The sequence below is a fragment of the Sphingobium sp. Ant17 genome (assembly GCF_000588875.1).
Taxonomy (GTDB): Bacteria; Pseudomonadota; Alphaproteobacteria; order Sphingomonadales; family Sphingomonadaceae; genus Sphingobium.
On the sequence record NZ_JEMV01000046.1, the window covers coordinates 1 to 25,875 of the forward strand.

The following is a 25,875-nucleotide window of genomic DNA, read 5'->3' on the forward strand; positions in this document are numbered from 1 at the left end:
CCGCCGGGGCCAGCCATGCCGCCGGGGCCGCCTTCGCGTCCGCCGCCGATGCTGGCATTCATCCAGTACATGCCGGGTTCCGGCCAGGTGACGACGACCTTGCCATCCTTGTCGGCGGTCAGGTCCATCTGGCCCAATGCGTCGCGATAGCGGATGCCGCCGGGGATGACGGTCACCTTGAGGTCGGCCGCAGGCTTGCCGTCGAGCAGGAACTGGAAGGTCGCCGCTTCGCCCGACACCAGATCATTGGGGTGGGTAACGGGGACCATTTCGATGCCGGTGCCGGTGGGTTTGAAGATGGTCGTGGTCGGCGCGCCCAGCGTCACGAAAATCTCGTTGCGGTTGGACATTTCGGCGGTCTGCACATCGGTTGCACCGGTCGGGATCACGCTGGCCAGCTTGTCCTTGGTCGTGCCGCGCGGCAGCCGTTCCTGCTTGCCGTTGAGCATATAGCTGCCCATCACGCCGGTCGACACATTGGCGATGCGATAGGTGCCGGGCTTGGTCAGATGCACGTCGAAGGTCGAGCGATAGCGACCCTTGGCGGCGTTTTCGATTCTGCCGGTGCTGCCGTCCGGTTCGGTCACGGCGATGCCGTCCGTCGGCATCGGGAAATGTTCGAAATAGAAGAGGTCGTTGGAAATGGCGGCATCCACCGTCACCCAGCTGTCGTCACCCGACAGGCTGGTGGCCGATGGCATCATCCATTGGCGATGGGCCTGCGCGGTGGCGGGCAGCATCAGGGCGGCAAGCGCGCCCGCGATCAGATATGTGGATTTCATGGTCCAGTCCCCTTTATTTGCCGAAGGTGAGGGCGACGGCGCCCAATTCCGTGCTGCCTTGCGCCTTGACCGTTGCGCCGGGCTTAGGCGGCCAGGCGAAGGGCAGGCGGACGACTTCGCGGCCGCCGACTTCGCGGGCGGCTTCGATGAAGAGCGTGTAGTTGCCGGGGCCAAGCGCGCCCAGCGGGCCTTTGCCAGCGGTGAAGCTGACCTTGTGTGCGCCGGGGGCCTTGGTCGCGCCGGAGACGCCATCGGCCGGGAGTTTCAGCGCGCGGCCGGAGGCGCGCCACCATTGGCGCACGTCGCGCAGCCATTTGGCGCCCTCGCCATTCTTCATGTCATAATCATACCAGACCGACAGGCTGCGCGGGGTCGCCCCCTCCTTCTCGATCCAGATGGCGACATAGGGACGGTGATATTCGGCGACCGAAAGGCGCGGAATGGCGACCGACAGGGTGAGCGTCTGCGCGGTGGCGGGTGCGGCAACCGTGGCCGCCGCGCCGAGCGCAGCCGTGCCGGTCAGGGCCAGGCGGTAGCGGATCTGCATGGATAGTCCCCCTTAATGAATGAAGATGATGGCGAGGATGGCGGGCAAAGCGAGCCCTGCGGCGACCAGCGGCCAGGTAGAAGGCCGCTTCTTGGCATGAAGCTGGAGCAGGACGAGGCCGGTCAGGGCGAAGAGGAAGCAGGCGACCGAGAAAATGTCGATGAACCATTTCCACACGGTCCCGGCATTGCGCCCCTTATGCAGGTCATTGAGGTAGCTGATCCAGCCGCGGCTGGTCGCTTCGCTGGTGACCGTGCCGTCGGTGCGGTCGATCGAGACCCAGCCGTCGCCGCCGGGGCGGGGCAAGGCAAGGTAGATTTCATCGGCCGACCATTCCGCTTCGCCGGTGCCGCGCTGGCCCATGGTCTGTTCGATCCAGGCGGTGACGGGGGCGGGTAGGGGCTTCTTGGCGTCGGGCTGATCGTCGGGGGCGATCTGGGCGCGCAGGTTGGCGGGCAGGGTCGCCGCTTTTTCAACCGTTTGCGGCGATCCTTCGATATCGGCGGCATGGTTGAGCGTGATGCCGGTGAAGGCGAACAGCAGCAGGCCGATGAGGCTGATCGCGGAACTGACCCAATGCCAGGTGTGCAATTGCTTGAGCCAGAACGCCTTGGCGCTCTTCTTCTTTTGCGAGGGGATGCGGGCGGTTCCGTGCATCGGGATGGGGACTGGTCCTGCTGAAATGAGGATGATCGCATATCGCGAACGACTCTCAATTGCAAACGAGTCGCAGGAAGAAAAATGTAATAAAGTGTAGAGAGGGGATCGGCCGAACGACCGGTTGCAGATCGAGACTATTGACCGGCGGTGGTACGCAGCCTAGCCGAAAAGGCGACGCCAGGAGGATGATCCATCATCGTAACGTCATAGCTTTGGATTGGCTCCGCTCATAAGAGCGCAAGCACGTGCCATAGTCAGGAAAACATATGCTGCTGTCGGGTGTTGCCGCCGGAATGATGATGATCGGGACGCAGGCCGGTGCTGCGCCGCAATTGCCGGTCGAGCCGGTGGTTGAAACGCCACCGACGCCGTCGCCCGTCCAGGCGGACGATGCCGTGCAGGATATCGTCGTGACCGGCGACCGGGCCGCGCCCAAGGGCGATCCGCTGGAAGAGATCAACGCCCAGAGCTTCGAAGCGGTGCAGTCGGTGGACAAGAATGTCGTGGGGCCAATGGCCAAGGCCTATAATAAGGGTCTGCCACGTCCGGCGCGCAAGGGATTGCGGAATTTCTTTTCCAATCTGCAGGAGCCGGTGGTGTTCGCGGCTTATCTGCTCCAGCTCAAGCCCGGCAAGGCGGCGGAGACGGCGGGGCGGTTCGCGATCAATTCGACGCTGGGCTTTGTCGGCCTGTTCGATGTGGCCAAGCGCAAGCCCTTCCATCTGCCCTACCGGCCCAATGGCCTGGCCAATACGCTGGGCTTTTACGGGGTCGGGCCGGGGCCGTATATGTATCTGCCGGTGATCGGGCCGACGACGCTGCGCGATCTCGTCGGCTATGGCGTCGATGGCATCGTGACGCCTTTCGTGCTCGGCCCGCCGTTTAATCGACCGGCTTATGTCATTCCCGCCAACATCCTGCGCCAACTGGGTGAACGCGCCGCGTTCGACGAGCGGATTACCGATATTCGGGCGCAGGAAGACCCCTATGGCACCTATCGCGACCTGTACCTCAAGCAGCGCAAGGCGGAGATCGAGGCGTTGCACGGGCGCGTGAGCGATGAGCCGGTCGTGCCGATGTACGGGCCGGGTCTGGGCATACCGGGCAAGGCCAAGGATACCGCAGCGACGCCCGACAGCGCGCCGATGCCGGAAACCGCGCCGGAATGATGGACCGGGTCATGTCTGCCATGCGGACATGACCCGGTTATCGCTTCAGCGTCCCAGCAGTCCGCGCGCCTGGCCTGCGATTTCGGCAAGCATCGCGACATTGGGGCTGGCTGCGGCCTTGGCGCGCTGGACCAAGGTGCGGAACTGGCGGACGCGGTCGCCCTTTTTCTGCAACCATTTTTCGACATGGGCGGCAACGTCGCTGGCGTCGCAATTCGTCGTGCATTGCGCCAGGAAGTCGAGCCGGACCTGTTGCATGTCGCGGGCGACGCCGGAGATGAGCAGCCGTTCCCAGGGATCGGTCGGCTCCATCCGTGCGGCAGCGGACTGGACCCAGTCGATGCCGACCGCTTCGCCCAGATGGGTGAAGGCGCGGGTCAGGTCGACTTCATCGACGCCCATCCGTCCGGCGAGCGCGGCGATGCCGACCGCCCCGTCGAGCTTGAAGAGGCCAGCGGCGCGATGGGCGAGGGCTTCTGGCGCGCCAAGACCCAGCAAGCGATCAGTCACGGCGTTGACCCGACGCTGGGCCTCGCTGGTCAGCAGGTCGTCGACCTGCTCGGCGAGTGTGCCGACACCCTTCGACAACAGGTCGTGCCCGGCAGCGGGCAGGGTGCCTGCGGGCACGCTGCGCAAAATGTCGGCGATCTGCGCGCGCATGCCGTTGGCGATGTCGCCGAACAGGGCGAGGCGGGCATCTTCCGACATATGGGCCGCATCGATATCCGCCCATAGCGCGCGGATGTCGTAGAGCCGCTCGGCGATCAAGAAGGCGCTGGCGAGATCGGCGAGCGAGCAGCCCTCTTCTTCCGCCAGTTCGAACGGGTGGATGATGCCGAGGCGGTTGATGATGCGGTTGGCGACCTTGGTCGCGATGATCTCCTTGCGCAGGGCGTGGGCGGCGATCGCGTCCGCTTCCTTGTCCTGCATTGCGGCCGGGAAGGCGGCCATGAGTTCGGCCCCCATGCTGGGATCGGTGGCGAGGTCGCCATGTTCGATCGCATCCTGCAGCGCGAGTTTGGCGGTGGAGAGCAGGACCGCGAGTTCGGGGCGGGTGAAGCCCTGGCCATCCTGCCCACGCCGCAGCAACTGGTCGTTGGCGGCCAGCCCCTCGACAGCGCGGTCGAGCCGTCCCGATTCCTCGAAGGTTTCGATCAGCCGGACATAACTCGCAAGGTCTGCCGCGCCGCCGCTTTCCGCGATCGACAGGCCAAGCGCCTGCAGGCGGTTATCCTCCAGCACCAGGTCGCCGACAGCATTGGTCATGCTTTCGAGCAGGCTGTTGCGCGCGTCGAAGGACAGGCGGCCTTCGGCCATTTCCTTGTTCAGCGCGATCTTGATATTGACCTCATTATCCGAACAATCGACGCCTGCGCTATTGTCGATGAAGTCGGTATTGATGCGGCCGCCATGGAGCGAAAAGGCGATGCGGCCCGCCTGGGTGATGCCAAGGTTCGCGCCTTCGCCCACCACCTTGACCCGCAATTGTTCGGCATTGACGCGCAGCCGGTCATTGGCCGGGTCGCCGACATCGCCATGGCTTTGCGCGGCGGATTTGACATAGGTGCCGATGCCGCCGAACCAGAGCAGGTCAGCGGGTGCCTTGAGAATGGCGGAGATGAGCGCGCCCGGCTCCATCTCCGTTTCGGTCACTCCCAAAATCTGCTGGATTTCAGGCGTCAGCGGGATGCGCTTGAGCGCGCGGGAGAAGACGCCGCCGCCCGGCGAAATGAGCGCCTTGTCATAATCCTCCCAGCTCGACCGGGGCAGTTGGAACATGCGGTTGCGCTCTTCCCAGCTTTTGGCGGGATCGGGCGTGGGGTCGAAGAAGATGTGGCGATGGTCGAAGGCGGCGACCAGCTTGATCGCCTTGGACAGCAGCATACCATTGCCGAACACGTCGCCCGACATGTCGCCGCAGCCGACGACGGTGACGGACTCGCTTTGCACATCGACGCCCATTTCGGCGAAGTGGCGCTGCACCGAGAGCCACGCGCCGCGCGCGGTGATGCCCATCGCCTTATGGTCATAGCCGTTGGAGCCGCCGCTGGCGAAAGCGTCGCCCAGCCAGAATTTGCGGTCGAGCGCGATCGCGTTGGCGACGTCGGAGAAGGTGGCCGTGCCCTTGTCGGCAGCGACGACGAAATAGGGGTCGTCGCCATCGCGCACGACCACCTTGGCGGGGTGGCGGACATGATCATTGACGATATTGTCGGTGACCGACAGCAGCGCGCGGATGAAGATGCGATAGCTTTCCGTGCCCTCGGCGAGCCAGGCATCGCGATCGACCTGCGGATTGGGCAGATGCTTGGGGTAGAAGCCGCCCTTTGCGCCGGTTGGCACGATGACGGCGTTCTTGACGCGCTGCGCCTTCATCAGCCCCAATATCTCGGTGCGGAAATCGTCGCGCCGGTCGGACCAGCGCAGCCCGCCGCGCGCGACCGGACCCGCGCGCAGATGGATGCCCTCGACTCGCGGGGAATAGACCCAGATTTCGCGCCAGGGGAGCGGGGCGGGGAGGCCGGGGATCTGGGCGCTGTCGAGCTTGAACGCCAGCGCCTCGACGGCGGCGTCGCTGTAGAAATTGGTACGCAGCGTTGCGTTGATCACAGCGCGCAGCAGGCGCAGCACGCGATCCTCGTCAATCGCGGTGACGGCTTCGAGGCCTGCGTCGATGTCCGCCTGGGCAGCGGCAATCCGCTCGTCCGCGTCCTCGCGGCCGACCGGATCGTGCAGGGCCTGGAACAGGCTGGCGAGGCTGGCGGTGACGCCCTGCGCGCGGCGCAGCGTTTCGGCGAAGGTCGCCATGCCATAGGCCATGCCGGTCTGGCGCAGATAGCGGAACAGCGCGCGGAACAAGACGACCGAGCGGGGGGCAAGCGCGGCGGTGACGATCAGTTCGTTGAACCGGTCATTTTCGGCGCGGCCTTCCAGCACCTGGGCGATGGCTTCAGTGACGATGGTGGCGCGGTCCACGACGGCCTGCGCATCGCCGCCCGCGGGCAGTTCCAGTACGAAGCGCTGGACATTGCCCAGCCTGCCGCCGTCCAATGCGGTCGTCATTTCCTCGATCACGCGGAACCCGAAATTCTCGAATGCGGGGACGACTTCGGAGAGCGCGATGCCATGGAGGCTGTAGAGTTTGAGCCGCAACCGTTCGGCGCAATCTTCAGGATTGCGATAGATGCGGATCGACTTGTCGCCCGCCCCCGACAGGCCGTGGATCAGGCGAATGTCGATCGCCGCTTCGTCCGGCCCTGCGCCATTGCGATAGACCATCGGGAAGCCGCCCGCATAACGCTGCGCCAGTGCGGCGGCGCGGCCTGCATCTTCGGTCTTGGCCAGCGCTTCCTCGACGGCGGGTGCCCAGCCGCGCACCATCTGCTTCAATTGACGGTCGAGCAGGACGTCGTCGGGAATGATCCCGCCTTCACGCAGGTCGAGCGTGATGCGCAACAGGGCAAGGCCGCCCTCTTCCAGCGCGATCGACCAGCTCAGCACCGGCGCGTTGGCGGCCATGGAGAGCATTTCCTGCACCGAGAAGCGGCGCGCGGTCGATACTTCGTCGCGCGGCAGCCAGACGAAGGCGTAGAGATGGCGGGCGAGCGGGCTGCTCGCCAGAGCGAGCTTGGGCCGTGGCCGGTCGGTCAGCGACATGAAGGTCAGCGCCAGCCGCTCCAGCGTATCGCGATCGAAGCCGATCAAGATGTCGTGGGGTAGGGTGGTGAGGGCATGGACCAGCGTCTTGCCGGCATGGCCCTGCGGATCGAAATCGAACTTGTCCATCAGCGCGGACAGCGCCGAGCGCAGCACCGGCACCTTGTCCGGCGTCGCCGTCAAGCCCGAACTGGTCCACATGCCGGCATGGATGGAGAGCGCCTTGACCTCCTTGCCCTCGCGCACCGGCACGATGACGAGGTCGAGCAGCACCAGGCGATGCACGCGCGACAGGCGGTTGGATTTGATGACGAGCGGGTTGCGCTTGCCTTCCTCGAACCAAGCGAAGGCGGCGTCGAGCGACGCGGGCGCGATCAAGGGTTTGTCATGCCGGGTGCAGATGCCGAGCGGCGCATTGCTGCTGCCGTCGCGATGGATGACTTCGTGGCCGGTCAGGGTGAAATGGCGCGCGAGGAACCAGCGCAGCAGGCTGCGCCTTCCTCATCGGGGACCGCGTCGGCATCGGCCTGCATCGCGGCCTGCATCGGTGCCCAGTCGGTCACGGCGGCGCGCACGTCGGCCAGCGTTTCGGCCAGCGCCTTTTCGAGCGCCCGGCGCGCCTTCGCGTCGGCACGGTCCGCCTCGATATAGATCATCGATTCGCGGCGAGCACCGGGCGCGTCATCGTCCAGGATCGCGGCCAGCGCGCCGTCGCCGTCGCGGGTGATGGACAGGACCGGATGGAGTAGCCGGTGGATGGTGATGTCGGACGCGGCGAGCGCATTGGCGATCGAATCGACCAGGAAGGGCATGTCATCGTTGATCAGCGCGATCCGCATGAAGCGGCCATTGGCCCCTTCGCCCAGCGTTTCGATGGCGATGGCGGGCTGGCCTGCCAGGCGTCCATTGGCGGTGCGGCCCACGAAGAGGGCGGCGGCGGTCAGCGCGGCTTCATCGAAACCTTCCCGCTCGCCCGGCAATGCGCCACGCGCCAGCGCCGCTTCCAGCGCCTCACGAATGCCCGTATCAACTTCTTTGGTCTTCGCGTCAGCCAGCGTCGTCATTCGCCTACCTCTCACCAGCGGATATATTGCCGCTTTAATAGAACGGAGGAGAGGCTGGACGCCGCCATGCGACTCCCCGGCTTAGGATCGCCTTATATGCCTCCGCCTCGATAGAGGCTCAACCCAGGCTATGAAATAAAGTTTCTGATTATTGAAATAATATGATGATGCGCCATTCGTGGTTCGAAGGGCAAGTGTCGCCCCGGCCCGGCGACATGTCGAGCAACTTTACAGGGGCGTTACCAGTATTTTCCCGCGCGTTGAAGGCGATGGGCGGACGGCTGTGCCGCCCCGTCCGATCAGCGGGCGGCGGCGGTGATGACCTTTTGCCCGAGATCGGAATCCTGCGGCAGGGCCGCGACCAGGGCGAGCGATCCATCCGCTTCGCGCCGGGCGACGACGACGGCCAGGCCATCGGCGTCAGTGGCGATGGTGTCCGGTGCCAGCGCGCTGGCGCCTGCATCGCGGTGCGGGCCTTTTTGGCGGCGGTCGGGGCGGGGCGGTGCCTGCGTGCGGCGCAGCGCGCGTTCGTCGCGGACCAGCGCCTTGAGGCCACCTGCATAGCTGGCGAGATAATCGGCCAGCGACCCGACGCCAAGGCCCGTGGCCCAGCCATGGTCGAGCGCGGTCGCATATTCGGTGATCCGCGTCTTGTCATAGGTGCCGCCGAAGACCAGCTTGATGATCGCGGTCATCGGGCTGCGTGCCTGCGCCTTGATGCCATAGTCGGTGAGCAGCGCGGCATAATCGTCGGGGCGTGCCTTTGCGACCAGCGCGAAATCATAGGCGAGGCCGATCGCGCGGTAGAGGGCGGCGTGGCTGCGCGCTTCGCTGACGCGCACCCGTTCCGCACCGTCGCGGGCAAGCGCAAGCCAGTCGGCAAGCGGCGCTTCTTCGTCTGGCGCTTCCATGCCGGACAGGTCGAGCGGTTCCTCCTCGTCCTGCGCTGTCGTTGGCGCGGGTTCGGGCATTGGCGTCGGGGTGGGGCCGTCGGCCCAGATCGCCGTGGTCGGGCCTGGCAATGGGGCAGAGCGCAAGGCGTCCCCCACTTCCTCCTCCAGAGCGGCGCGCATCTGGCCGTTCGCCAATTCCTTCCAGTTGATCACGCCAAACACGAAATCGATCGTCTCGTCATCGGACGAGAAGGGCATCAGGATGCCGCGATACAGGATGTCCGACCCACGCTGGTTGACGAATTCGGCTTCGAATCCGATCGGCGCGGCATTGGCGATGATCTGGAGATAATGGTCGGTCAGCCGGGAGACGAGCGAGCGGGCGGGGACATCGTCGATATAGGTGATCGTCCCCTCAATCTCGCATTCCTGCCGCAGCGCGGTGCCGAGATAGACCACCGAGGGATTATCGAGGCCCATGCTGAAATCGAGCAGGATGCTGTGCGGGCCAAAATCCTCCAACTCGTCCGGCGACAAATCCTCGATCGACGGCAAGGCGCGATCGCCCAGCAGCGACGCCCAATAATTATAGGCGCGCACTTGCATCCGCCGCTCGGCGGACACCACCGTCAGCGGCGCGTCGATCGCAGCGTCCTCGCCATGGTCGACGTCGTTTCGGTCGTTGGCGACATCAAGCCCCCATAGAGTGTCCATTCGGCCTGTCCCTAAAACAGATAAAAGCGCTTCATCTGGGACTCGACACTGGCAGCGGATGGTAAATTTGCCGTGAAGATCGGCGCGCATGTGCGCTTTCGGTAAAAAGCCCGCTTGTCCTGCGCCCCAACCGCTGTTATCTGCCCGCCGCAAGCCGCTTTAGCTCAGTTGGTAGAGCATCGCATTCGTAATGCGGGGGTCACAGGTTCGAGTCCTGTAAGCGGCACCAGCCCTTCGGTAGGGAAGTTCCAGAAAACACAGCGAAAATGCCTTCCGGCTTGGGGTCGGGGGATCGCCTTGTTTATGGGCCGTTGAGCTCGATTCCGATGCGTCCCAAGCATGTCGCGGGATCAGTCGTTGAAATAATGGTCGTAGCTGGACACGCGTCTGCGGTTTCGGGTGAGGTAGGCCCATAGCGAGAGCAGAGCGCCCATGGCCGGTAGCGCCGTCAACAGGGGGTTGAAGGCACCGGACTCGTTCATTGCCATGATGGCTGCCAGTGCAGCAGCAACGGTATAGGCCATGCAAGCGCCGACCACGCGCCGTCTTGCGCGCCGATCGGATGCCGCCAATGGCGTGATGGCCGCCAACGGCAGGATCCCAATGGCAAGGACGATCATGGCGAGCGCGGAAATGTCGCTTTTATACAGTTGAAATATGCCGGCACACGATAGGAGAATGACGGCGCAGCAGCAGAGACGAAGGCGACCCATCTAATTGACCTTTACTGTGAGCGTGTTCTGCATATCGATTCCTCACTTTGCCAGATGCGCTGGGTTAGCGAAAACGACTGCGGTTCCGCATAGTTTCGCTGCGGTGCGTTGGCCGGTCTCCTAAGCTCCGGTGTCGACACCTACCTGCGTTGCAGGTCGTATTTATGATCGCATCCTACCAAAGTGCCTCGAAAAGGAAACCGCCCAAGTCGGCCCTTCTGCATGGGTGGCTCTGGCGTGGGAACGCGGCAAAAAGACCTTTCAATCTGCCTTAAAATCGTTAGAAGCCCCACTGCCTATGAGAATAGGGTTACAGGTGCGAGGCCGATAAGCGGCACCAGTCCTTTGGCCTTGATGGCCAGCTTATCCCTTATGGAAGCGCGTAAACATCTGTCCCGCGTGGGTTTCATCGGGTAGGCCCATGGGCTTAGGGTTGCAGGCCAGGGGCGCCTGCTGGATTTCTACCAGACGGCTTGCCGCATCGCGACATTAACAGGATTAAGACGAGTTTATGCGAGGATATAGAGAACCCGGCTTTCAGGACAGGGTTGCCGCGGCCAAGGACGCCAAGACCAAGGCGCTGGAAAAGTTGAAGGCCAAGCCGCCCGTCGATGAAGCCGAGCAGGCCGAAAAGCTGGCGAATCGTCTGGCCAAGGAAGCCGCTGCACGGGAACGTCGCGAAGCCACCCTGCAAGCCAGGGAAGATACCGAGGCAGCCCGTAAAGCGGAAATCGAGCAGGCGGCTGAGGCTGCACTTCCGCCACCCGTCGCCAGCGAAGCCGAACGCAAGGCGGCGCGTGACGCCCGCTATGCGGCGCGCAAGGCCCGGAAATAAGAGGGTTATGCAGGACGGTTGGTTCGGGCATGGCTAGTGCCCGACGCAGCGTCCTGGGTCGCCAGTGCGCGCATTTGAAGGATGATTTCTGGACCAGTTGCTTAGTGCCCATGGGCAGATAAATCGCGCCGACCCTGTCCTGCCATTATGTGCCGACGCCTATTCAGCGGACCTGTCAGATACCATCGAAGTCGTCGATATTGCGGACATTCCCGGCGGCGGACAATTGCGCCTGCTGAAAAGCGGGTCCGATTTTTCGATTCAGTTCGGGTCGGAAGAGTTGATGGGCAGTTGCGACCATGTGTCGGAAGAGGCGCTGGCGACCCTGACCTGCGAGCGGCTGGCCGACCGGGATGGGCAGGTGCTGATCGGTGGTCTGGGCATGGGCTTTACGCTGGGTGCGGCGCTGGACGCGTGGTCGCCGCGCGCGTCCATTTTGGTGGCGGAACTGGTGCCCAAGATCGTGGAGTGGGCCAAGGGGCCGTTGGCGCATGTCTTTGCCGATCGCCTTTCCGACCCGCGGGTCGCTATCGACGTCGCCGATGTGCATGATGTGATCGCGGCGGCGAGCGATCGGTTCGACGCGATCCTGCTGGATGTGGATAATGGCCCCGATGGTTTGATCCAGGCCGAAAATGAGCGGCTTTATTGCAATTGGGGTTTGCGCTCTGCCTATGGTGCGCTGCGGTCCCGGGGTGTGCTGGCGATCTGGTCGGCCTATCCAGCGGTAGGCTTTGACCGCAGGCTCGAACGGGCCGGCTTCGATGTCGAGGCGGTAAGGGTGCCTGCCTTTGCGGGTAGCACGGACGATTTCCACCATATCTGGTTTGCGACGAAAGCGGCTTCGACGCTATAAAATGGCGCAGCCACGGCAGGTGGTTTTTGGGGCAAAGCGGATGTCGGAGCGCGATAAGACCGCTATGGAGAGGGCATGATCGACCTTAAGACCCTGTCCGACGCCGATGCCGCCAACCGTCTGATGCGCCTGGCGCGCGAGGTGGCCAAGCATAATCGCCTTTATCATGACGCGGATGCGCCGGAGATTACGGATGCGGCCTATGATGCGCTGATCGCCGAGAACAACGCTTTGGAAGCGGCATTTCCGCATCTGGTGCGGGCCGATTCGCCCAATGCCCAGGTCGGGGCCGCGCCGACGTCGGCGCTGAAGAAAGTGGCGCATGCGCAGCGGATGATGAGCCTCGACAATGGCTTTGCTGATAGCGATATCGCCGAATTCGTCGCGCGGGTTCGGCGCTTTCTGGCTTTGCCGGAGGATGCGCCGGTGGCGCTGACGGCCGAGCCGAAGATCGATGGCCTGTCTTGTTCGCTGCGGTATGAAAAGGGCGAGCTGGTGCTGGCCGCGACGCGGGGCGACGGGGCGACGGGCGAGGATGTGACCGCCAACGTCCGCACCATCGCTGATATTCCCGATCGCCTGACGGGCGAAGCGGTGCCCGACCTGTTCGAGGTGCGGGGCGAGGTTTATATGGCGAAGGCGGATTTTACCGCGCTCAACGCCCGGCTGCTGGCAGAGGCGGACGAGCCGGACAAGGCGCGGCAGTTTGCCAATCCGCGCAATGCCGCCGCCGGATCGCTGCGGCAGAAGGATGCGAGCGTTACTGCCAGCCGTCCGTTGCGCTTTCTGGCGCATGGCTGGGGCGCGCATAGCGATTTGCCCGCCGATACGCAGCTTGGCGTGATGCAGGCGATTGCGGCCTGGGGGTTGCCGGTGTCCGATATGCTGGTGCGGGTCGAGACGCTTGACGCGCTGCTGGCCCATTATCGCGGGATCGAGCGGGCGCGGGCGGACCTGCCGTTCGATATCGACGGCGTGGTGTATAAGGTCGACAGGCTTGATTGGCAGCAGCGGCTGGGCTTTGTGGCGAAAGCGCCGCGCTGGGCGATCGCGCATAAATTTCCGGCCGAGCGCGCGCAGACCACGCTCGAAGCCATCGACATTCAGGTCGGGCGCACCGGCAAGCTGACCCCGGTAGGGCGGCTGACCCCGGTGACGGTCGGCGGGGTGGTGGTGTCCAATGTGACGCTGCACAATGCTGACGAGATTGCGCGGCTGGGGGTGCGGCCGGGTGATCGGGTCGTCGTGCAGCGGGCGGGCGATGTCATCCCGCAGGTGGTCGAGAATATCAGCCGGGACGAGGCGCGCGCGCCCTATATCTTCCTGGCGCAATGTCCGATCTGCCAGAGCGAGGCGGTGCGCGAGGAGGGCGAGGTCGATTATCGCTGCACCGGCGGGCTGATCTGCCCGGCGCAGCGGTTCGAGCGGTTGCGCCATTTCGTCAGTCGCGTGGCGCTGGACATTGAGGGGCTGGGCGAGAAGTCGATTCAGGAGTTTCTCGACCTCGGCTGGATCACCGAACCGGTCGATATTTTCCGCCTCAAGCGCCATCGCGCCGCACTGGTCGGCCGTGAGGGGTGGAAGGAAAAATCGGTCGATAATCTGTTCGCCGCGATCGAGGCGAAGCGCGCGCCCGATGCCGCGCGGCTGTTGTTCGGGCTGGGCATCCGCCATGTCGGGGCGGTGACGGCGCGCGATCTGTTGAAGCGCTATACGACGCTGGAAGGGGTGCGCGCGCTGGCGCAGGAGATCATGGCGCTGCGCGCGGCGGCGCCGGAAGGCGAGACGCAGGCTAAGCGCGACAAGGCGATCGCCGAGCATATCGGGGTGGAGAATGTCGGTGCGGCGGTCGGCCATGCGCTCGCCGATTTCTTCCATGAGCCGCATAATGTTACGGCGTGGGAGGATCTGCTGACCGAGGTGTCGCCGCCGCCTTATGTGGTGGAAACCACTGCCAGCGCGGTGACCGGCAAGACGATCGTGTTCACCGGCAAGCTGGAGACGATGAGCCGCGACGAGGCCAAGGCGCAGGCGGAGCGCCTGGGGGCCAAGGCGGCGGGATCGGTCAGTGCCAAGACGGACCTGGTGGTCGCGGGGCCGGGAGCGGGGAGCAAGCTCAAACAGGCGAGTGCGCTGGGGATCGAGGTGATCAGCGAGGAGGCCTGGGCGGAGATCGTCAGGGCGGCGGTTAGCTCAGAATAACCCGCTCGCTTCGAGCGCAGTCGAGAAGCGCGCAAGCGGCGTTAAGGTTTCTCGACTTCGCTCGAAACGAACGGATGATGGGTTCAGAATACCGGCATGTTCGCCGGGTCTTCCGGGTCGATCACGGGGAGGGGTGTCACGGGCGAATGGATGCCGCATTCGACCTTGTCCCAGCCGCGCCAGCGGCCCGCGCGCGGGTCTTCGCCGGGCAGCACTTTGGACGTGCAGGGTTCGCAGCCGATCGAGAGATAGCCTTGCGCCTCCAGCGGGTGGCGGGGCAGGGCGTGTTCGGCGAAATAGGCCTCCAGATCATCCTTGGTCCAGTCGCCCAACGGGTTGATCTTGAGCCGCCCATCCTCGACCTCGAAGCGGGGCAGGTTCTGGCGGGTGACCGACTGGAACGCCTTGCGCCCGGAAATCCAGGCATCGAGGCCATCCTTGGCGCGCTTCAATGGCTCGACCTTGCGGATTTCGCAGCAGCCGTCGGGATCATAGGACCAGCGCAGGCCAGTCTCGTCCTTCTTGGCGATCACTTCGGCGATCGGCGTGACGGTGCGGCTGTCGGTGAAGCCGAAGGCGTCCATCAGCGTGTCGCGATAGGTAAGCGTTTCGGCGAACATCTTGAGCGTGTCGACGAAGATCACCGGCACGGTCGGGTCCGCCTGCGCCACCAGATGCAGCAGCACGGCGCTTTCGGTGCCGAAGGACGAGACGACCGCGACATTCCCGGCCAGCCCTTCGGCAAAGACGGTCTTGAGCATGTCCAGCGTGCCCACACCCTCGAACCGCGCGTTGAGAGCGTCCGCGTCCGCCTGAACGAAGGCGGGGCGGGTGTCGATGATGTCGAGGGTGCGGGCGGCTTTAGCCATTCAATGTCTCCGGGTGCCGCTTGGCCCAAATGGGCGCGCGGCCATCGATCGTCTTTTGATAGACTTGCGGGTAGCGGGTGAGCGCGCGGTCGACGGCGGCATCGTCAAGCGCCTTGGCCGGGTGGAAGCTGTCAAAGCCGCAGCGGCGCATCGCGACGATCTGGTCCACCAACACGTCGCCCACGGCGCGCAATTCGCCCAAATAGCCCGCTTCGCGCAGGATGCGCGCCGCCGAATAGCCGCGCCCGTCGCCAAAGCCGGGGAAATTCACTTCCACCAGCGAGATGCGGTCGAGGTGCGGCAGCAATTCGCGCGCATCCTCGCCCGGTTCGATGCGGACGGCGGTGGCGTTGGACTGGCCGGTGAAGGCTTCGACCGTCACGGCGGGTTCCTGCGTGGATTCGCCGTCGCGGAAGGAGAGAAATTCAACCATGCCACACACTCCCCGCTGATTGTTCCTCTCCGTCATCCCCGCGCAGGCGGGGATCCATCTCCCAACCTTGTGCCCATGGAGAGCGTGGGAGATGGGTTCCCGCCTTCGCGGGAATGACGTGCATTTGTACGCCAAGGTCCGGTGCCTTACCCATAAATCGCCTCCTTGAAGGGCGTCATGCCGATGCGGCGATAGGTGTCGAGGAAGCGTTCGCCATCGGTGCGTTCCGCCAGATAAATGTCGGTGACCTTCTCGATCGCATCGACCACGCCATCTTCGGAGAAGCCGGGGCCAGTGATCTGGCCGAGCGAGGCATCCTCCGCACCGGAGCCGCCGAGCAGCAACTGGAAATTCTCGACGCCGCGCCGGTCGACGCCCAAAATGCCGATATGCCCGGCATGATGATGACCGCAGGCGTTGATGCAGCCCGAAATTTTGAGCTTCAACTCGCCCAAGTCCGCCTGCCGCTCCGCATCAGCGAAGCGGGCCGCGATCTTCTGTGCCAGGGGGATGGAGCGGGCGTTGGCGAGCGCGCAATAATCGAGGCCTGGGCAGGCGATGATGTCGGTGATGAGGTCGAGATTGGCTTCGGCCAGACCCGCCGCCGCCAGCTTTTGCCAGATGGCGTAAAGGTCCGCCTTCTTCACATGCGGCAGGACAAGGTTCTGTGCGTGGGTGACGCGCAGTTCGTCGAAGGAATAGGTTTCGGCCAGGTCGGCGGCGAGCGCGATTTGCTCGGCCGATGCGTCGCCGGGAATGCCGTCGATCGGTTTCAGGCTGATGTTGACGATCGCATAGCCGGGCACCTTATGCGCCGCGACCTGCCGGTCGACCCAGAGCGCGAAGGCGGGGTTGCTGCGGTCGATCGTGTCGGACAGGCCGGCCTCATAAGCGGGTGGGGCGAAGAAGGCGCGGATGCGGGCCAGTTCCTCGACCGGCGGGTTGAGGCCAAGCGTCCGCATATGGGCGAACTCTTCCTCGACCTGGCGCTTATATTCCTCGGCGCCGATCTCATGGACCAGGATCTTGATCCGGGCCTTATATTTGTTATCGCGGCGGCCGTAGCGATTATAGACGCGCAGGCAGGCTTCGAGATAGGAGATGATCTCGTCCTCGGCCACGAAGTCGCGGATCAAGGGCGCGACCATCGGGGTGCGACCCATGCCGCCACCGGCATAGACTTCCGCGCCGACGACACCGTCACGCTCGACCAGCTTGAGGCCAATGTCGTGCAGACGCATCGCCGCGCGATCATCGTCGGACGCGATGACCGCGATCTTGAACTTGCGCGGCAGATAGGTGAATTCGGGGTGGAAGCTCGACCATTGGCGCAGCAATTCGGCCCAGGGGCGGGGGTCCGCCACTTCGTCCGCGCTGACGCCGGCATATTGGTCGGAACTGATGTTGCGGATGCAATTGCCCGATGTCTGGATGGCATGCATCTCGACCGTCGCCAGTTCGGCGAGGATGTCGGGCGTGTCGGCCAGCTTGATCCAATTGAACTGCAGGTTCTGGCGCGTGGTGAAATGGGCATAGCCCTTGTCATATTTCGCCGCGACCTCGCCGAGCTTGCGCATCTGCGTGCCCGACAATGTGCCATAGGGGATGGCGACGCGCAGCATATAGGCGTGCAACTGGAGGTAGAGGCCGTTCATCAGCCGGAGCGGCTTGAACTGGTCCTCGGTCAGCGCGCCAGCAAGGCGGCGCTGCACTTGATCGCGAAATTCCTCGACGCGGGCGTCGACGATCGACTGGTCGTAGCTGTCATAACGATACATGGTTCAGATCACCCAGTTGCCGGCATCGGCATCGTTCGGTTTCAAGGTCAGGTCGGGGCGCACGGTCGGCCCCAGCGCGCGGATGCGGTCCTTGATATGGGCGGGGCGCACGCCGTCGTCGGTGATGGTCGCATCGATGACATAGGCGCCCACGACGCGCAGCGCCGCTTCCTCGGCGCGGGCGAGATCGTCGCCCTGCGCGCCGACATCGGCGGCATCACCCACCTGACGCGACCAGCCATCGCCCGCCCACCAGATGACGTCGCCCGACGCCAGATCATTACCCGTCAAAATCTTCACGAACGCATCTCCGCCCCATATTCCTGTCTGTGTGCCCAGCCGACCAGCACGTCGCGCGCCAGCGCATGGCTCGCCACCTCGCCGACCACGATCAACGCCGGGCTGATCACGGCTTCGCGCTCCACCATGTCGCCAAGATCGGCGAGCAGGGTGCGCAATGTGCGCATGTCGGCGCGGGTGCCGTTTTCCAGCACCGCGACCGGGAGGCCCGGCGATACGCCATCGGCGATCAGCTTGTCGGCGATCTGCGCGGCGGTCGCCACGCCCATATAGATGACGAGCGTACGGCCCTTGCCCGCGAGGCCCGACCAGTCCTGATCAGTCAATCCCTTGCACTGGCCGGCGACGAAGGTGACGGCGCTAGACGCATCGCGGTGGGTCAGCGGCAATTGCGCCTGCGCGGCGCTGCCGATCGCGGCGCTGATGCCGGGCACGACTTCGACCGGCACGCCCGCCGCGCGGCAGGCATCGACTTCCTCGCCACCACGGCCGAAGATGAAGGGATCGCCGCCTTTTAAGCGCACCACCGCTTCACCCGCGAGCGCGCAGCGGACCAGCAGCGCGTTGATCGCGTCCTGCGGCATCGAATGGCGGCTGCGCTGCTTGGCAACGGAGATGAGTTCGGCGTCGGGGGAAGCGAGCGCGAGAATAGCGTCCGACACCAGCCCGTCATGCACGATCAGCCGCGCGTCGCGGATCAGGCGCGCGGCCTTGATCGTGAGCAGTTCCGGGTCGCCCGGACCCGCGCCCACCAGGTGGACGGTAGCAGGTAGCGTGTCAGCCATGCTTGTCATGTGGCCAAAGCGCGGGGCGAGTTCAATTCAGAATGCTTATGGGCGGGGGTAGGAAATGTTTTGGCGGGGGGCGCGCTCAGTCGCCCATGGCGCTGATGTCGATGTCTTTGAGGCCGACGCCGATCGATGCGCGAGGGGTTTCGATCTCCGCCGATGCCACGGGATAGGCGCAATAATCTGCCGCATAATAGGCGCTTGGCCGGTGATTGCCCGAAATGCCGACGCCGCCGAACGGCGCGGCGGAGGATGCGCCGTTGGTCGGCCGGTTCCAGTTGATGACGCCCGCGCGGACATTGGCCCAGAACTGATTATATTGGTCGGGCGATCCGCCGATCAGCGAAGCGGACAGTCCATAGCGGCTGGCGTTGGCCTGCGCGATCGCATCGCTGAATTCGGCGACGCGGACGACCTGGAGCAGCGGGCCGAACAGTTCGACATCGGGTCGCTCCTCCATCGCGGTCACGTCGATGATCGCGGGGCTGAGGAAGGGCAGGCCTTTTTTGGGGCGGACCATATGTTTGATCGGCTTGCCGCCATTGCTCATCAGCCAGAGGAAACTTTCGGTCAGCCCGTCTGCGGCGGCATTGTCGATGACTGGCCCCATATAGGGCGTCGGGGTGGCATGGGGGTGATCGACGATCAGCCGGTCGGCCAGTTTCTTGACCTCTGCGATGAAGCGGTCGGCGATGCTGTCCTTGACGATCAGGCGACTGGCCGCCGTGCAGCGCTGGCCGCTGCTCAGGAACGCGGATTGGACGACCAGTACGGCAGCGGCGTTGATTTCGGGCGTGTCCCACACGACGATGGGGTTGTTGCCACCCATTTCCAGCGCCAGGATCTTGGACGGCTGGGCCGCAAACTGGCGGTTGATCGCGATACCGGTCTGGGCGGACCCGGTGAACAGGATGCCGCCGACATCGGGATGGGCGGCGAGCGCCTTGCCCGTGTCCGGCCCGCCGAGCAGCAGGCGCAGCGCGTCGAACGGGACGCCCGCTTCATGATAGAGTTTGACCAGCATCTCGCCGACCGCCGGGGTCTTTTCGGACGGTTTGAACACCACCGCATTGCCCGCCAGCAGCGCGGGGATGATATGGCCGTTGGGCAGATGCGCGGGCAGATTATAGGGGCCAAGCACGGCCATAACGCCATGGGGCTTATGCCGGACCGATTGCCGCGCGCCCAGCGCCGCCTCCAGCCGCTTCTGTCCGGTTCGCTCCGAATAGGCGGCGACCGAAATGTCGACCTTCGCCATAACTGCCGTCACTTCGGCGTGGGCGTCCCATAAAGGCTTGCCGGTTTCGCGCGCTATGAGGTCGGCCAGCGCATCCTCGTTCCGGCGCACGCCATTGACGAAGCGCCGCAGTGTTTCGATGCGCACCGCAATGGGCTGCGCCGCCCAGCGCGGCCAGGCGGAACGGGCGCGCGCGACCTCGGCATCTACATCCCCAGCCTCACCCTGCCAGAGCAGGACACCGGTAGCGGGTTCATGGGACGTCAGAGCGGTGGTCATATTATGCTGATATGGGCCGAAAAGGTTAAGGAATGAAGGGTTGTCGGCTGGTTTGCGATGGGTGGATTGGCGGACTGTCGCAGCGGGGCGGGTCAGCGCAACCTTGCGCAAGCCACCCCCCTAGCCCCTCCCGCGGCGGGAGGGGGAACAGCGTATCACCAGCTACACAACTTGCCCGACACCATGCGCTTCGCCCATGCGGCGGAGTGCCGCGACCTTGGCATGGAGGGGTGTCCAGTCGTCGTCCTCCGCGATGGCGGACCAGATCGCCTCGACCTCTTCGATATCCATGGAACAGGGTTGCGCGTCGGCCCAATAGGCGTGGTTCTTTGCGCCGGGCACCGCACCGAAGCCGCTGATGGCGGCGCGAAAATCGCCCCAGGCGGCGTCGCTATAGTCGGTGCGACCCGTGCGGTGCCGCCGCGCCAGTCATGGAAGAAGCGGTCGATGGGGGTAGCGGTGGTGATCATGGCGCGGACGGCGGACTGGATCATGGCGTCGCTGTCTTCGGCGGGGATGACGCCGAGGCGCCAGCAGAAGCGGCGGGCCATGGCCTGGCCATAGAGAGCGGGAAACCGCTCCAACTGTGCGATCAGCGGTTCCGCCTCCACCAGCGCGCGGAGCGAGACGGCGAGTTGGGCGACGTCCCAATGGATCGCTTCGGCCTGCCGCCCGAACGCGTATAGCCCCTGATGGTCGAAATAGGCGGCGGTGAAGCCCGCGTCCCACAAGGGGGTGAAGCGCCAGGGGCCATAGTCGAAACTCTCGCCAGTGACGTTGATATTGTCGCTGTTGAGGACGCCATGGACGAAGCCCGCGATCATATAGCTGGCGGCGAGATCGGCGGTGCGTTCGACCACGCGGCCGAGCAGTTGTGCGGGGGGATTGTCGCTGGGCGTTTCGCCGTACAGATGCGTCAGCGCATAGTCGGTCAGGCGCGTGAGCAGTTGTTGGTCTTCGTGGAAGGCGGCGCGCTGAAACGTGCCGATGCGAATATGCGAATGGGACAGGCGCACCATCGCCGCGCCGCGCGTGGGCGAAGGTTCGTCGTTACGCTCCAGCGCTTCGCCGGTTTCGATGATGGAGAATGTGCGCGAGGTGGGGACGCCCAACGCTTCGAGCATCTCGGTCGCCAATATCTCGCGCACGCCGCCCTTGAGCGTCAGCCGTCCGTCGCCCGACCGGCTATGGGGCGTCCGCCCGGTGCCCTTGGTGCCAAGGTCCATCAGCCGGTCGGCATCGTCGCGCAATTGGGCGAACAGGAAGCCGCGGCCATCGCCGATGTCGGGGTTGTAATGGCGGAACTGGTGGCCGTGATAGCGCAGCGCCAGCGGGCGGGGCAGCGATCCGTCGAGCGGTTCAAAACGGCCGAAATGGGCGATCCATTGGCCGTCAGTGAGGCCGTCGAGGCCCACCGACGCGGCCGCCCGGTCGTTGCGATAGCGCAGGATGGTCTGGGGGAAGTCCGCTGCCCCGACGGGATCGGCGATGTCGGGCATCAGCGTGTCGATTTGGCGGGCGGGGCGAAATTTGGCGGGTTGCGGCGTCTGGCTCATAAGGTGATATGGGGGTGGCAAGGCGGAAGGATCAAGTTTGAGCGTGTATAACGACGGATATTGGTGGTCCCCCGACGGCCTGCGGCTGCATTATCGCGATTATGCCGGGGGCGGCGACGGACGGCCACCTCTGCTCTGCCTGCCGGGGCTGACCCGCAATGCGCGCGATTTCGAACCGTTGGCGCAGCGGCTGGCAGGCGAATGGCGGCTCATCTGTCCCGACATGCGCGGGCGCGCCGAAAGTGCCTATGCCAAGGACGCGATGACCTATGTCCCGCTGACCTATATGCAGGATATCAGCCGCTTGCTCGCGGACCTGGCCATCACCCGGTTCGTGGCGGTCGGCACGTCGCTGGGCGGCATCATCACCATGTTGATGGCCGCGACCCATCGCGAATGGCTGGCGGGCGCGCTGCTCAACGATGTCGGGCCAGCGCTGGAGGAAGAAGGGCTGGCGCGCATCCGCACCTATGTCGGCGTCAACCAGTCGCATCCGACCTGGGTCCATGCCGCCCGCGCGTTGGCCGATGCCAATGGCGATGTTTATCCGGGCTATGATCTGCAAGCCTGGCTGGCGATGGCCAAGCGGCTCTATCGGCTCAACAGCGGCGGGCGGATCGTGCTGGATTATGACATGAAGGTCGCCGAGCCGATCCGCGCCATGGGCACCGAAGCGGGGGTCGATATGTGGCCGGTCATGAAGGCTTTTTCTGGCATCCCGACGCTGTTGCTGCGCGGCGAGCGGTCGGACCTGCTGGGCGCGGCGACGGCGCAGCGGATGGCGGCGGAGATCGGGCCGGGGGCGGAACTGGTGACCGTGCCGGGTGTCGGCCATGCGCCGGTGCTGGATGAGACAGAGAGCGTCGCGGCGATCGACCGGCTGCTGGCGCGGGTGGTGCATGGCTGACAGCCCCGATCGAACACGCCCGCACATCCTGCACGTCCATGGCAGTTTCAATCTGGGCGGCAAGGAGGCGCGCGCCGTCCAGTTGATGAACATCTGGGGCGACAAGGCGCGGCATAGCATCGTCAGCGCCGACCCGGACGCGATGGGTGCGCGCGCGGCGATCGACCCCGGTGTTGCGGTCGATTTTCCCGATGGGCCGTCCTTTGCGGGTAAGCCGGGGCTGGCGCGCTACAAGGTGATCACCGCTTTTCTCAAGCGGTTCGATCTGATCCTAACCTATAATTGGGGGGCGATGGATGCGGTGATGGCGCATCGTCTGGCCGGGGCGTCGGCGGGCCTGCCGCCGCTGATCCACCATGAGGATGGGTTCAACGCGGACGAGGCCGTGCGGCTCAAGACCAAGCGCAACCTGTTTCGCCGCCTCGCGCTGCAGCGGGCGCATGGGATGGTGGTGCCGTCGGTGCGGTTGGAAACGATCGCGCGCACGGTCTGGAAACAGCCCGCGCACAAGGTGCATCTGATCCGCAACGGCATCGATATCGCACGCTATGCGCCGCCGCCTGCGCCGGACGCGATCCCCGGTCTGCGCCGGTCGCCGGGCAAATTGCTGGTGGGGACGCTGGCGGGGTTGCGGCCGGTCAAGAATATCCCCCGGCTGGTGCGCGCCGTCGCTGCGCATAAAGACCGGCTGCAACTGGTGGTGGTGGGCGAAGGGCCAGAGCATGACGCGATCCTGGCGGAGGCAGCGCGACAGGGGATGGGCGATATCCATATGGCGGGCTTTATGGACCGGCCCTGGCGCTTCGTCGGGCTGTTCGACATCTTCGCCCTGTCGTCGGACAGCGAGCAATTTCCGATCTCGCTGGTGGAGGCGATGGCGGCGGGTGTGCCGGTCGCGTCGATGAATGTGGGCGACGTGGCCAATATGGTCGCGACCGCGAACCAGCCTTATGTCGTGACGGACGAAGCCGGGCTGGCCGATGCGCTGGGCGCGCTGGCGGACGACGCTGATCTGCGCGCAACTTTGGGGGCGGCCAATCGCGATCGGGCCACGCGCGACTATGCCGAGAAAACCATGGCCGCAGCCTATGGCGCATTATATGGAGAGGCTCTGGCCAGCCCCCGGATTTTGCTTTAAGGGCCGCGCCTATTCGTCAGGAGCCGCAAAGGCTGTGTTGGGTTCGCATATCCCCGGTCGCGCGACCGGGCCTTTTTGTCGCAGGAGATTTTGGTGTTCAAGGGGTTGAAGCCTATCGTCTATGGTGGCCGCGAAGTCTGGCCGCTGGTCGAAGGCGGCAAGGGCGTTGCAGTATCCAACCATGCGAGTTCCGGTGCCTGGGCGGCGGCCGGCGGCATCGGCACGGTGTCGGCGGTGAATGCCGACAGCTATGACAGTTTCGGCAATGTCATCCCCCAAATCTATCACGGCCGCACCCGCCGCGATCGCCATGAAGAATTGGTCGCCTATGCGATCGACGGTGCCGTCGAGCAGGTGAAGCGCGCCTATGAGATCGCCGATGGCCGGGGCGCGATCAACATCAACGTGCTGTGGGAAATGGGCGGGGCGCAACGCATCCTGCATGGCGTGCTGGAAAAGACCCAGGGGATGGTCGCGGGCGTGACCTGCGGCGCGGGCATGCCCTACAAGCTCTCCGAAATCGCAGCCTCCTATAATGTCAGCTATCTGCCGATCGTATCGTCCGGCCGCGCGTTTCGCGCGCTGTGGAAGCGCGCCTATTCCAAGGCGTCGGAATGGCTGGCGGCGGTGGTCTATGAAGATCCCTGGCTGGCGGGCGGGCATAATGGCCTGTCCAACGCCGAAGATCCCAAAGTGCCGCAAGACCCCTATCCCCGCGTCAAGGCGCTGCGCGACACGATGCGCGAAGGCGGTATTTCGGACGAGGTACCGATCGTGATGGCGGGCGGCGTGTGGGCGCTCAAGGACTGGAACGACTGGATCGATAACCCCGAATTGGGGGCGATCGCCTTCCAGTTCGGTACGCGTCCGCTGCTGACGCAGGAAAGCCCGATCCCGCAGGAATGGAAGGACCGGCTGACCCAGCTCAACCCCGGCGACATCCTGCTGCACAAATTTTCGCCGACCGGCTTTTATAGCTCGGCGGTGCGCAATCCCTTCCTGCGCCAGTTGGAAGCGCGATCGGAACGGCAGATTCCGTTCAGCACCGAGCAGGCGGGCGACCATACCCATCAGCTCGACGTGGGCGTGAAGGGCAAGAATTTCTGGGTGACGCTGGGCGACCTCAACCGGGCGCGGGAATGGGTGGGGCAGGGCTTCACCGCCGCGCTCAAGACGCCGGACAATACGCTGGTGTTCGTGGGCGACACCGAAAAGTCGATGATCCGCAAGGATCAGACCGATTGCATGGGGTGCCTGAGCCATTGTTCCTTCTCATCCTGGATGGACAGCGAGACCAATTCGACCGGGCGGCTGGCCGACCCGCGCAGCTTTTGCATTCAAAAGGCGTTGCAGGAAGCGGTGCATGGCGGCGACCTGGACCAAAATCTGATCTTCGCAGGCCATGGTGCCTATAAGTTCAAGCAGGACCCCTTCTACTCCAATGGCTTCGTGCCGACTGTCAAGCAGCTGGTCGACCGTATCCTGACCGGCGACTGATGGCGGATATTCAGGGCCTGGCCGTGCTGCGTTACGACACGCCGCACTTCGACATCGAACGGCCAGGCCAGTTCGTGGTCTGCGCCGTGTCGGGCGCGCGCATCGACCTGGACGAGCTGAAATATTGGAGTGCAGAGTTTCAGGAAGCCTATCGCGGCCCGGAGGAAGCGACTCGCGCTTTCCTGAAACATCGCGGGCCGGATTTCCGGTAGGGTTTTCCAGGCTGGCGCGTGTGACCGCTACCAAATGGCGTCAAGAGGGGTGGAACGTTGGTTCACCCCGTCGATAGGGCGGCTGGCCGCAACTTTCCTGTTCCGATACGGTAAAAACTGATGTAATCTTTCCCCAGAGGCGACGCAGAGCGCCCGGCTAGTGGAAGGATGTGTTTCGATGTCTCGTATTGACGTCTTCGGTGATCGTATCTGTATCGTGTCCAGCCTGCTCATCATGGGCTGGTTTCTCTACAACACGATCTTCTGACCCGGCGGATCGCCGCTTTATCGGTCATGCCCAGTTACCGATGCAGCGCGCCTGTGTCTGCCTGCCCTTTGGGGTAAGTCGGATCGAGAGCGTCGCGCGCCTATATAGCGTCACACACACTATGTCAGGAGACGCAATGTTCAGCCACATCATGGTCGGTGCCAATGATATCGAGGCATCGAAAGCCTTTTACGATGCGATGATGGCGGTGCTGGGGGCAAAGCCCGGCATGATCGATCCAAAGGGCCGTGTCGTGTATATGCATGACGGCGCACTATTCATGGTGACAAAGCCGATTGACGGTGATCCGGCCTGTTCGGCCAATGGTGGAACGATCGGTTTCACCATGGTCTCGCCCGAACAGGCGGACGAGTGGCATGCGGCGGGGGTCGCGGCGGGCGGCACGGCCTGCGAAGATCCGCCGGGCGTCCGTGAGAGCCCTTTTGGCAAACTGTATCTTGCCTATTTGCGCGATCCCGCCGGTAATAAGCTATGCGCTATGCACCGCATCGGCTGATCGC

The 25,875-nt window shown here is 64.4% G+C and carries 20 protein-coding genes, 1 tRNA gene and 2 pseudogenes; 10 read left to right on the plus strand and 13 right to left on the minus strand.

Annotated elements, in window-relative coordinates; all coding sequences use genetic code 11:
• From BF95_RS17640 to BF95_RS17650, 3 genes are all read right to left on the minus strand, one after another.
• On the minus strand, nt 1-782 hold a 782-nt coding region (locus tag BF95_RS17640; protein WP_043153045.1), incomplete at its 3' end, for a DUF4198 domain-containing protein.
• A 13-nt stretch (nt 783-795) separates the two neighbouring features.
• A complete protein-coding gene (locus BF95_RS17645) occupies nt 796-1,329 on the minus strand; it encodes a DUF2271 domain-containing protein (protein WP_043153046.1) in 534 nt (177 codons plus the stop codon).
• A gap of 12 nt (nt 1,330-1,341) precedes the next feature.
• Nucleotides 1,342-1,986 carry a PepSY-associated TM helix domain-containing protein gene (locus tag BF95_RS17650; RefSeq protein WP_043153048.1) on the minus strand — a complete coding sequence of 215 codons (645 nt, stop codon included), beginning with the start codon at nt 1,984-1,986 and terminating at the stop codon, nt 1,342-1,344.
• 269 nt (nt 1,987-2,255) lie between these two features.
• On the opposite strand from BF95_RS17650, the gene BF95_RS17655 reads away from it, so the two are divergent.
• Nucleotides 2,256-3,158 carry an MlaA family lipoprotein gene (locus BF95_RS17655; RefSeq protein WP_051520093.1) on the plus strand — a complete coding sequence of 301 codons (903 nt, stop codon included), beginning with the start codon at nt 2,256-2,258 and terminating at the stop codon, nt 3,156-3,158.
• Between the two features lie 45 nt (nt 3,159-3,203).
• Here the strand turns inward: BF95_RS17655 and BF95_RS17660 are convergent.
• Together BF95_RS17660 and BF95_RS17665 are read right to left on the minus strand one after the other, a co-directional pair.
• Nucleotides 3,204-7,879: pseudogene (locus BF95_RS17660) on the minus strand (NAD-glutamate dehydrogenase).
• Between the two features lie 299 nt (nt 7,880-8,178).
• Complete coding sequence (locus BF95_RS17665; protein ID WP_043153050.1) at nt 8,179-9,486, minus strand: PAS domain-containing protein; 1,308 nt, start codon at nt 9,484-9,486, stop codon at nt 8,179-8,181.
• Between the two features lie 153 nt (nt 9,487-9,639).
• Between BF95_RS17665 and BF95_RS17670 the strand changes: the two genes are divergently transcribed.
• Nucleotides 9,640-9,715: transfer RNA gene (locus tag BF95_RS17670), tRNA-Thr, on the plus strand.
• 121 nt (nt 9,716-9,836) lie between these two features.
• Here the strand turns inward: BF95_RS17670 and BF95_RS17675 are convergent.
• Nucleotides 9,837-10,199, minus strand: coding sequence for a hypothetical protein (locus tag BF95_RS17675; RefSeq protein ID WP_152542798.1), 363 nt, complete (start codon nt 10,197-10,199; stop codon nt 9,837-9,839).
• A 511-nt stretch (nt 10,200-10,710) separates the two neighbouring features.
• On the opposite strand from BF95_RS17675, the gene BF95_RS17680 reads away from it, so the two are divergent.
• The 3 genes from BF95_RS17680 (at nt 10,711) to ligA (ending at nt 14,092) form a co-directional block, all read left to right on the plus strand.
• Nucleotides 10,711-11,034, plus strand: coding sequence for a DUF6481 family protein (locus BF95_RS17680; protein ID WP_043153053.1), 324 nt, complete (start codon nt 10,711-10,713; stop codon nt 11,032-11,034).
• Nucleotides 11,035-11,173: 139 nt separating this feature from the next.
• On the plus strand, nt 11,174-11,890 hold the full coding sequence (locus BF95_RS17685; protein ID WP_235209837.1) for a spermidine synthase: 717 nt from the start codon (nt 11,174-11,176) through the stop codon (nt 11,888-11,890).
• A gap of 75 nt (nt 11,891-11,965) precedes the next feature.
• Nucleotides 11,966-14,092, plus strand: a complete 2,127-nt coding sequence (gene ligA / locus BF95_RS17690) for an NAD-dependent DNA ligase LigA (protein WP_043153056.1) — start codon at nt 11,966-11,968, stop codon at nt 14,090-14,092.
• Between the two features lie 83 nt (nt 14,093-14,175).
• On the opposite strand, the gene BF95_RS17695 is transcribed toward ligA, so the two are convergent.
• From BF95_RS17695 to BF95_RS17725, 7 genes and pseudogenes are all read right to left on the minus strand, one after another.
• Entirely contained in the window at nt 14,176-14,961 is a 786-nt protein-coding gene (locus BF95_RS17695; protein WP_043153059.1) for a phosphoadenylyl-sulfate reductase, read from the minus strand.
• Complete coding sequence (locus tag BF95_RS17700) at nt 14,954-15,394, minus strand: DUF934 domain-containing protein (protein WP_043153061.1); 441 nt, start codon at nt 15,392-15,394, stop codon at nt 14,954-14,956. The genes BF95_RS17695 and BF95_RS17700 overlap by 8 nt, the downstream gene beginning before the upstream one ends.
• Before the next feature lie 146 nt (nt 15,395-15,540).
• Complete coding sequence (locus BF95_RS17705) at nt 15,541-17,172, minus strand: nitrite/sulfite reductase (protein WP_043153064.1); 1,632 nt, start codon at nt 17,170-17,172, stop codon at nt 15,541-15,543.
• Between the two features lie 3 nt (nt 17,173-17,175).
• Entirely contained in the window at nt 17,176-17,472 is a 297-nt protein-coding gene (locus BF95_RS17710) for a DUF2849 domain-containing protein (RefSeq protein ID WP_037476856.1), read from the minus strand.
• A complete protein-coding gene (gene cobA / locus BF95_RS17715) occupies nt 17,469-18,257 on the minus strand; it encodes a uroporphyrinogen-III C-methyltransferase (RefSeq protein ID WP_043153098.1) in 789 nt (262 codons plus the stop codon). The genes BF95_RS17710 and cobA overlap by 4 nt, the downstream gene beginning before the upstream one ends.
• A gap of 85 nt (nt 18,258-18,342) precedes the next feature.
• Entirely contained in the window at nt 18,343-19,887 is a 1,545-nt protein-coding gene (gene astD / locus BF95_RS17720) for a succinylglutamate-semialdehyde dehydrogenase (RefSeq protein WP_268747183.1), read from the minus strand.
• Between the two features lie 51 nt (nt 19,888-19,938).
• Nucleotides 19,939-21,332: pseudogene (locus BF95_RS17725) on the minus strand (protein adenylyltransferase SelO family protein).
• Nucleotides 21,333-21,369: 37 nt separating this feature from the next.
• Between BF95_RS17725 and BF95_RS17730 the strand changes: the two are divergent.
• The 5 genes from BF95_RS17730 to BF95_RS17750 all read left to right on the plus strand — a co-directional run bounded on the left by BF95_RS17730 (nt 21,370) and on the right by BF95_RS17750 (nt 25,871).
• Nucleotides 21,370-22,239: an alpha/beta fold hydrolase gene (locus BF95_RS17730; protein WP_043153069.1), complete on the plus strand. Its 870-nt coding sequence runs from the start codon at nt 21,370-21,372 to the stop codon at nt 22,237-22,239.
• Nucleotides 22,232-23,377 (plus strand): glycosyltransferase family 4 protein, encoded by a 1,146-nt coding sequence (locus BF95_RS17735; RefSeq protein WP_043153072.1) that lies wholly within the window; start codon nt 22,232-22,234, stop codon nt 23,375-23,377. The genes BF95_RS17730 and BF95_RS17735 overlap by 8 nt, the downstream gene beginning before the upstream one ends.
• Before the next feature lie 93 nt (nt 23,378-23,470).
• The gene (locus tag BF95_RS17740; RefSeq protein ID WP_043153100.1) at nt 23,471-24,874 is read left to right on the plus strand and encodes an NAD(P)H-dependent flavin oxidoreductase; all 1,404 of its coding nucleotides are present in this window, start codon (nt 23,471-23,473) and stop codon (nt 24,872-24,874) included.
• Nucleotides 24,874-25,086 carry a DUF2093 domain-containing protein gene (locus BF95_RS17745; protein ID WP_043153075.1) on the plus strand — a complete coding sequence of 71 codons (213 nt, stop codon included), beginning with the start codon at nt 24,874-24,876 and terminating at the stop codon, nt 25,084-25,086. The genes BF95_RS17740 and BF95_RS17745 overlap by 1 nt, the downstream gene beginning before the upstream one ends.
• A gap of 404 nt (nt 25,087-25,490) precedes the next feature.
• Nucleotides 25,491-25,871, plus strand: coding sequence for a VOC family protein (locus BF95_RS17750; protein ID WP_043153077.1), 381 nt, complete (start codon nt 25,491-25,493; stop codon nt 25,869-25,871).
• Nucleotides 25,872-25,875: the final 4 nt, after the last annotated feature.

Bases quoted from the DNA above. Each gene is read 5' to 3' on its own strand.
- BF95_RS17645 (WP_043153046.1), bottom strand. From the start codon at position 1,329: ATGCAGATCCGCTACCGCCTGGCCCTGACCGGCACGGCTGCGCTCGGC.
- BF95_RS17650 (WP_043153048.1), bottom strand. From the start codon at position 1,986: ATGCACGGAACCGCCCGCATCCCCTCGCAAAAGAAGAAGAGCGCCAAG.
- BF95_RS17655 (WP_051520093.1), top strand. From the start codon at position 2,256: ATGCTGCTGTCGGGTGTTGCCGCCGGAATGATGATGATCGGGACGCAG.
- BF95_RS17665 (WP_043153050.1), bottom strand. From the start codon at position 9,486: ATGGACACTCTATGGGGGCTTGATGTCGCCAACGACCGAAACGACGTC.
- BF95_RS17675 (WP_152542798.1), bottom strand. From the start codon at position 10,199: ATGGGTCGCCTTCGTCTCTGCTGCTGCGCCGTCATTCTCCTATCGTGT.
- BF95_RS17680 (WP_043153053.1), top strand. From the start codon at position 10,711: ATGCGAGGATATAGAGAACCCGGCTTTCAGGACAGGGTTGCCGCGGCC.
- ligA (WP_043153056.1), top strand. From the start codon at position 11,966: ATGATCGACCTTAAGACCCTGTCCGACGCCGATGCCGCCAACCGTCTG.
- BF95_RS17695 (WP_043153059.1), bottom strand. From the start codon at position 14,961: ATGGCTAAAGCCGCCCGCACCCTCGACATCATCGACACCCGCCCCGCC.
- BF95_RS17700 (WP_043153061.1), bottom strand. From the start codon at position 15,394: ATGGTTGAATTTCTCTCCTTCCGCGACGGCGAATCCACGCAGGAACCC.
- BF95_RS17705 (WP_043153064.1), bottom strand. From the start codon at position 17,172: ATGTATCGTTATGACAGCTACGACCAGTCGATCGTCGACGCCCGCGTC.
- cobA (WP_043153098.1), bottom strand. From the start codon at position 18,257: ATGGCTGACACGCTACCTGCTACCGTCCACCTGGTGGGCGCGGGTCCG.
- BF95_RS17735 (WP_043153072.1), top strand. From the start codon at position 22,232: ATGGCTGACAGCCCCGATCGAACACGCCCGCACATCCTGCACGTCCAT.
- BF95_RS17745 (WP_043153075.1), top strand. From the start codon at position 24,874: ATGGCGGATATTCAGGGCCTGGCCGTGCTGCGTTACGACACGCCGCAC.
- BF95_RS17750 (WP_043153077.1), top strand. From the start codon at position 25,491: ATGTTCAGCCACATCATGGTCGGTGCCAATGATATCGAGGCATCGAAA.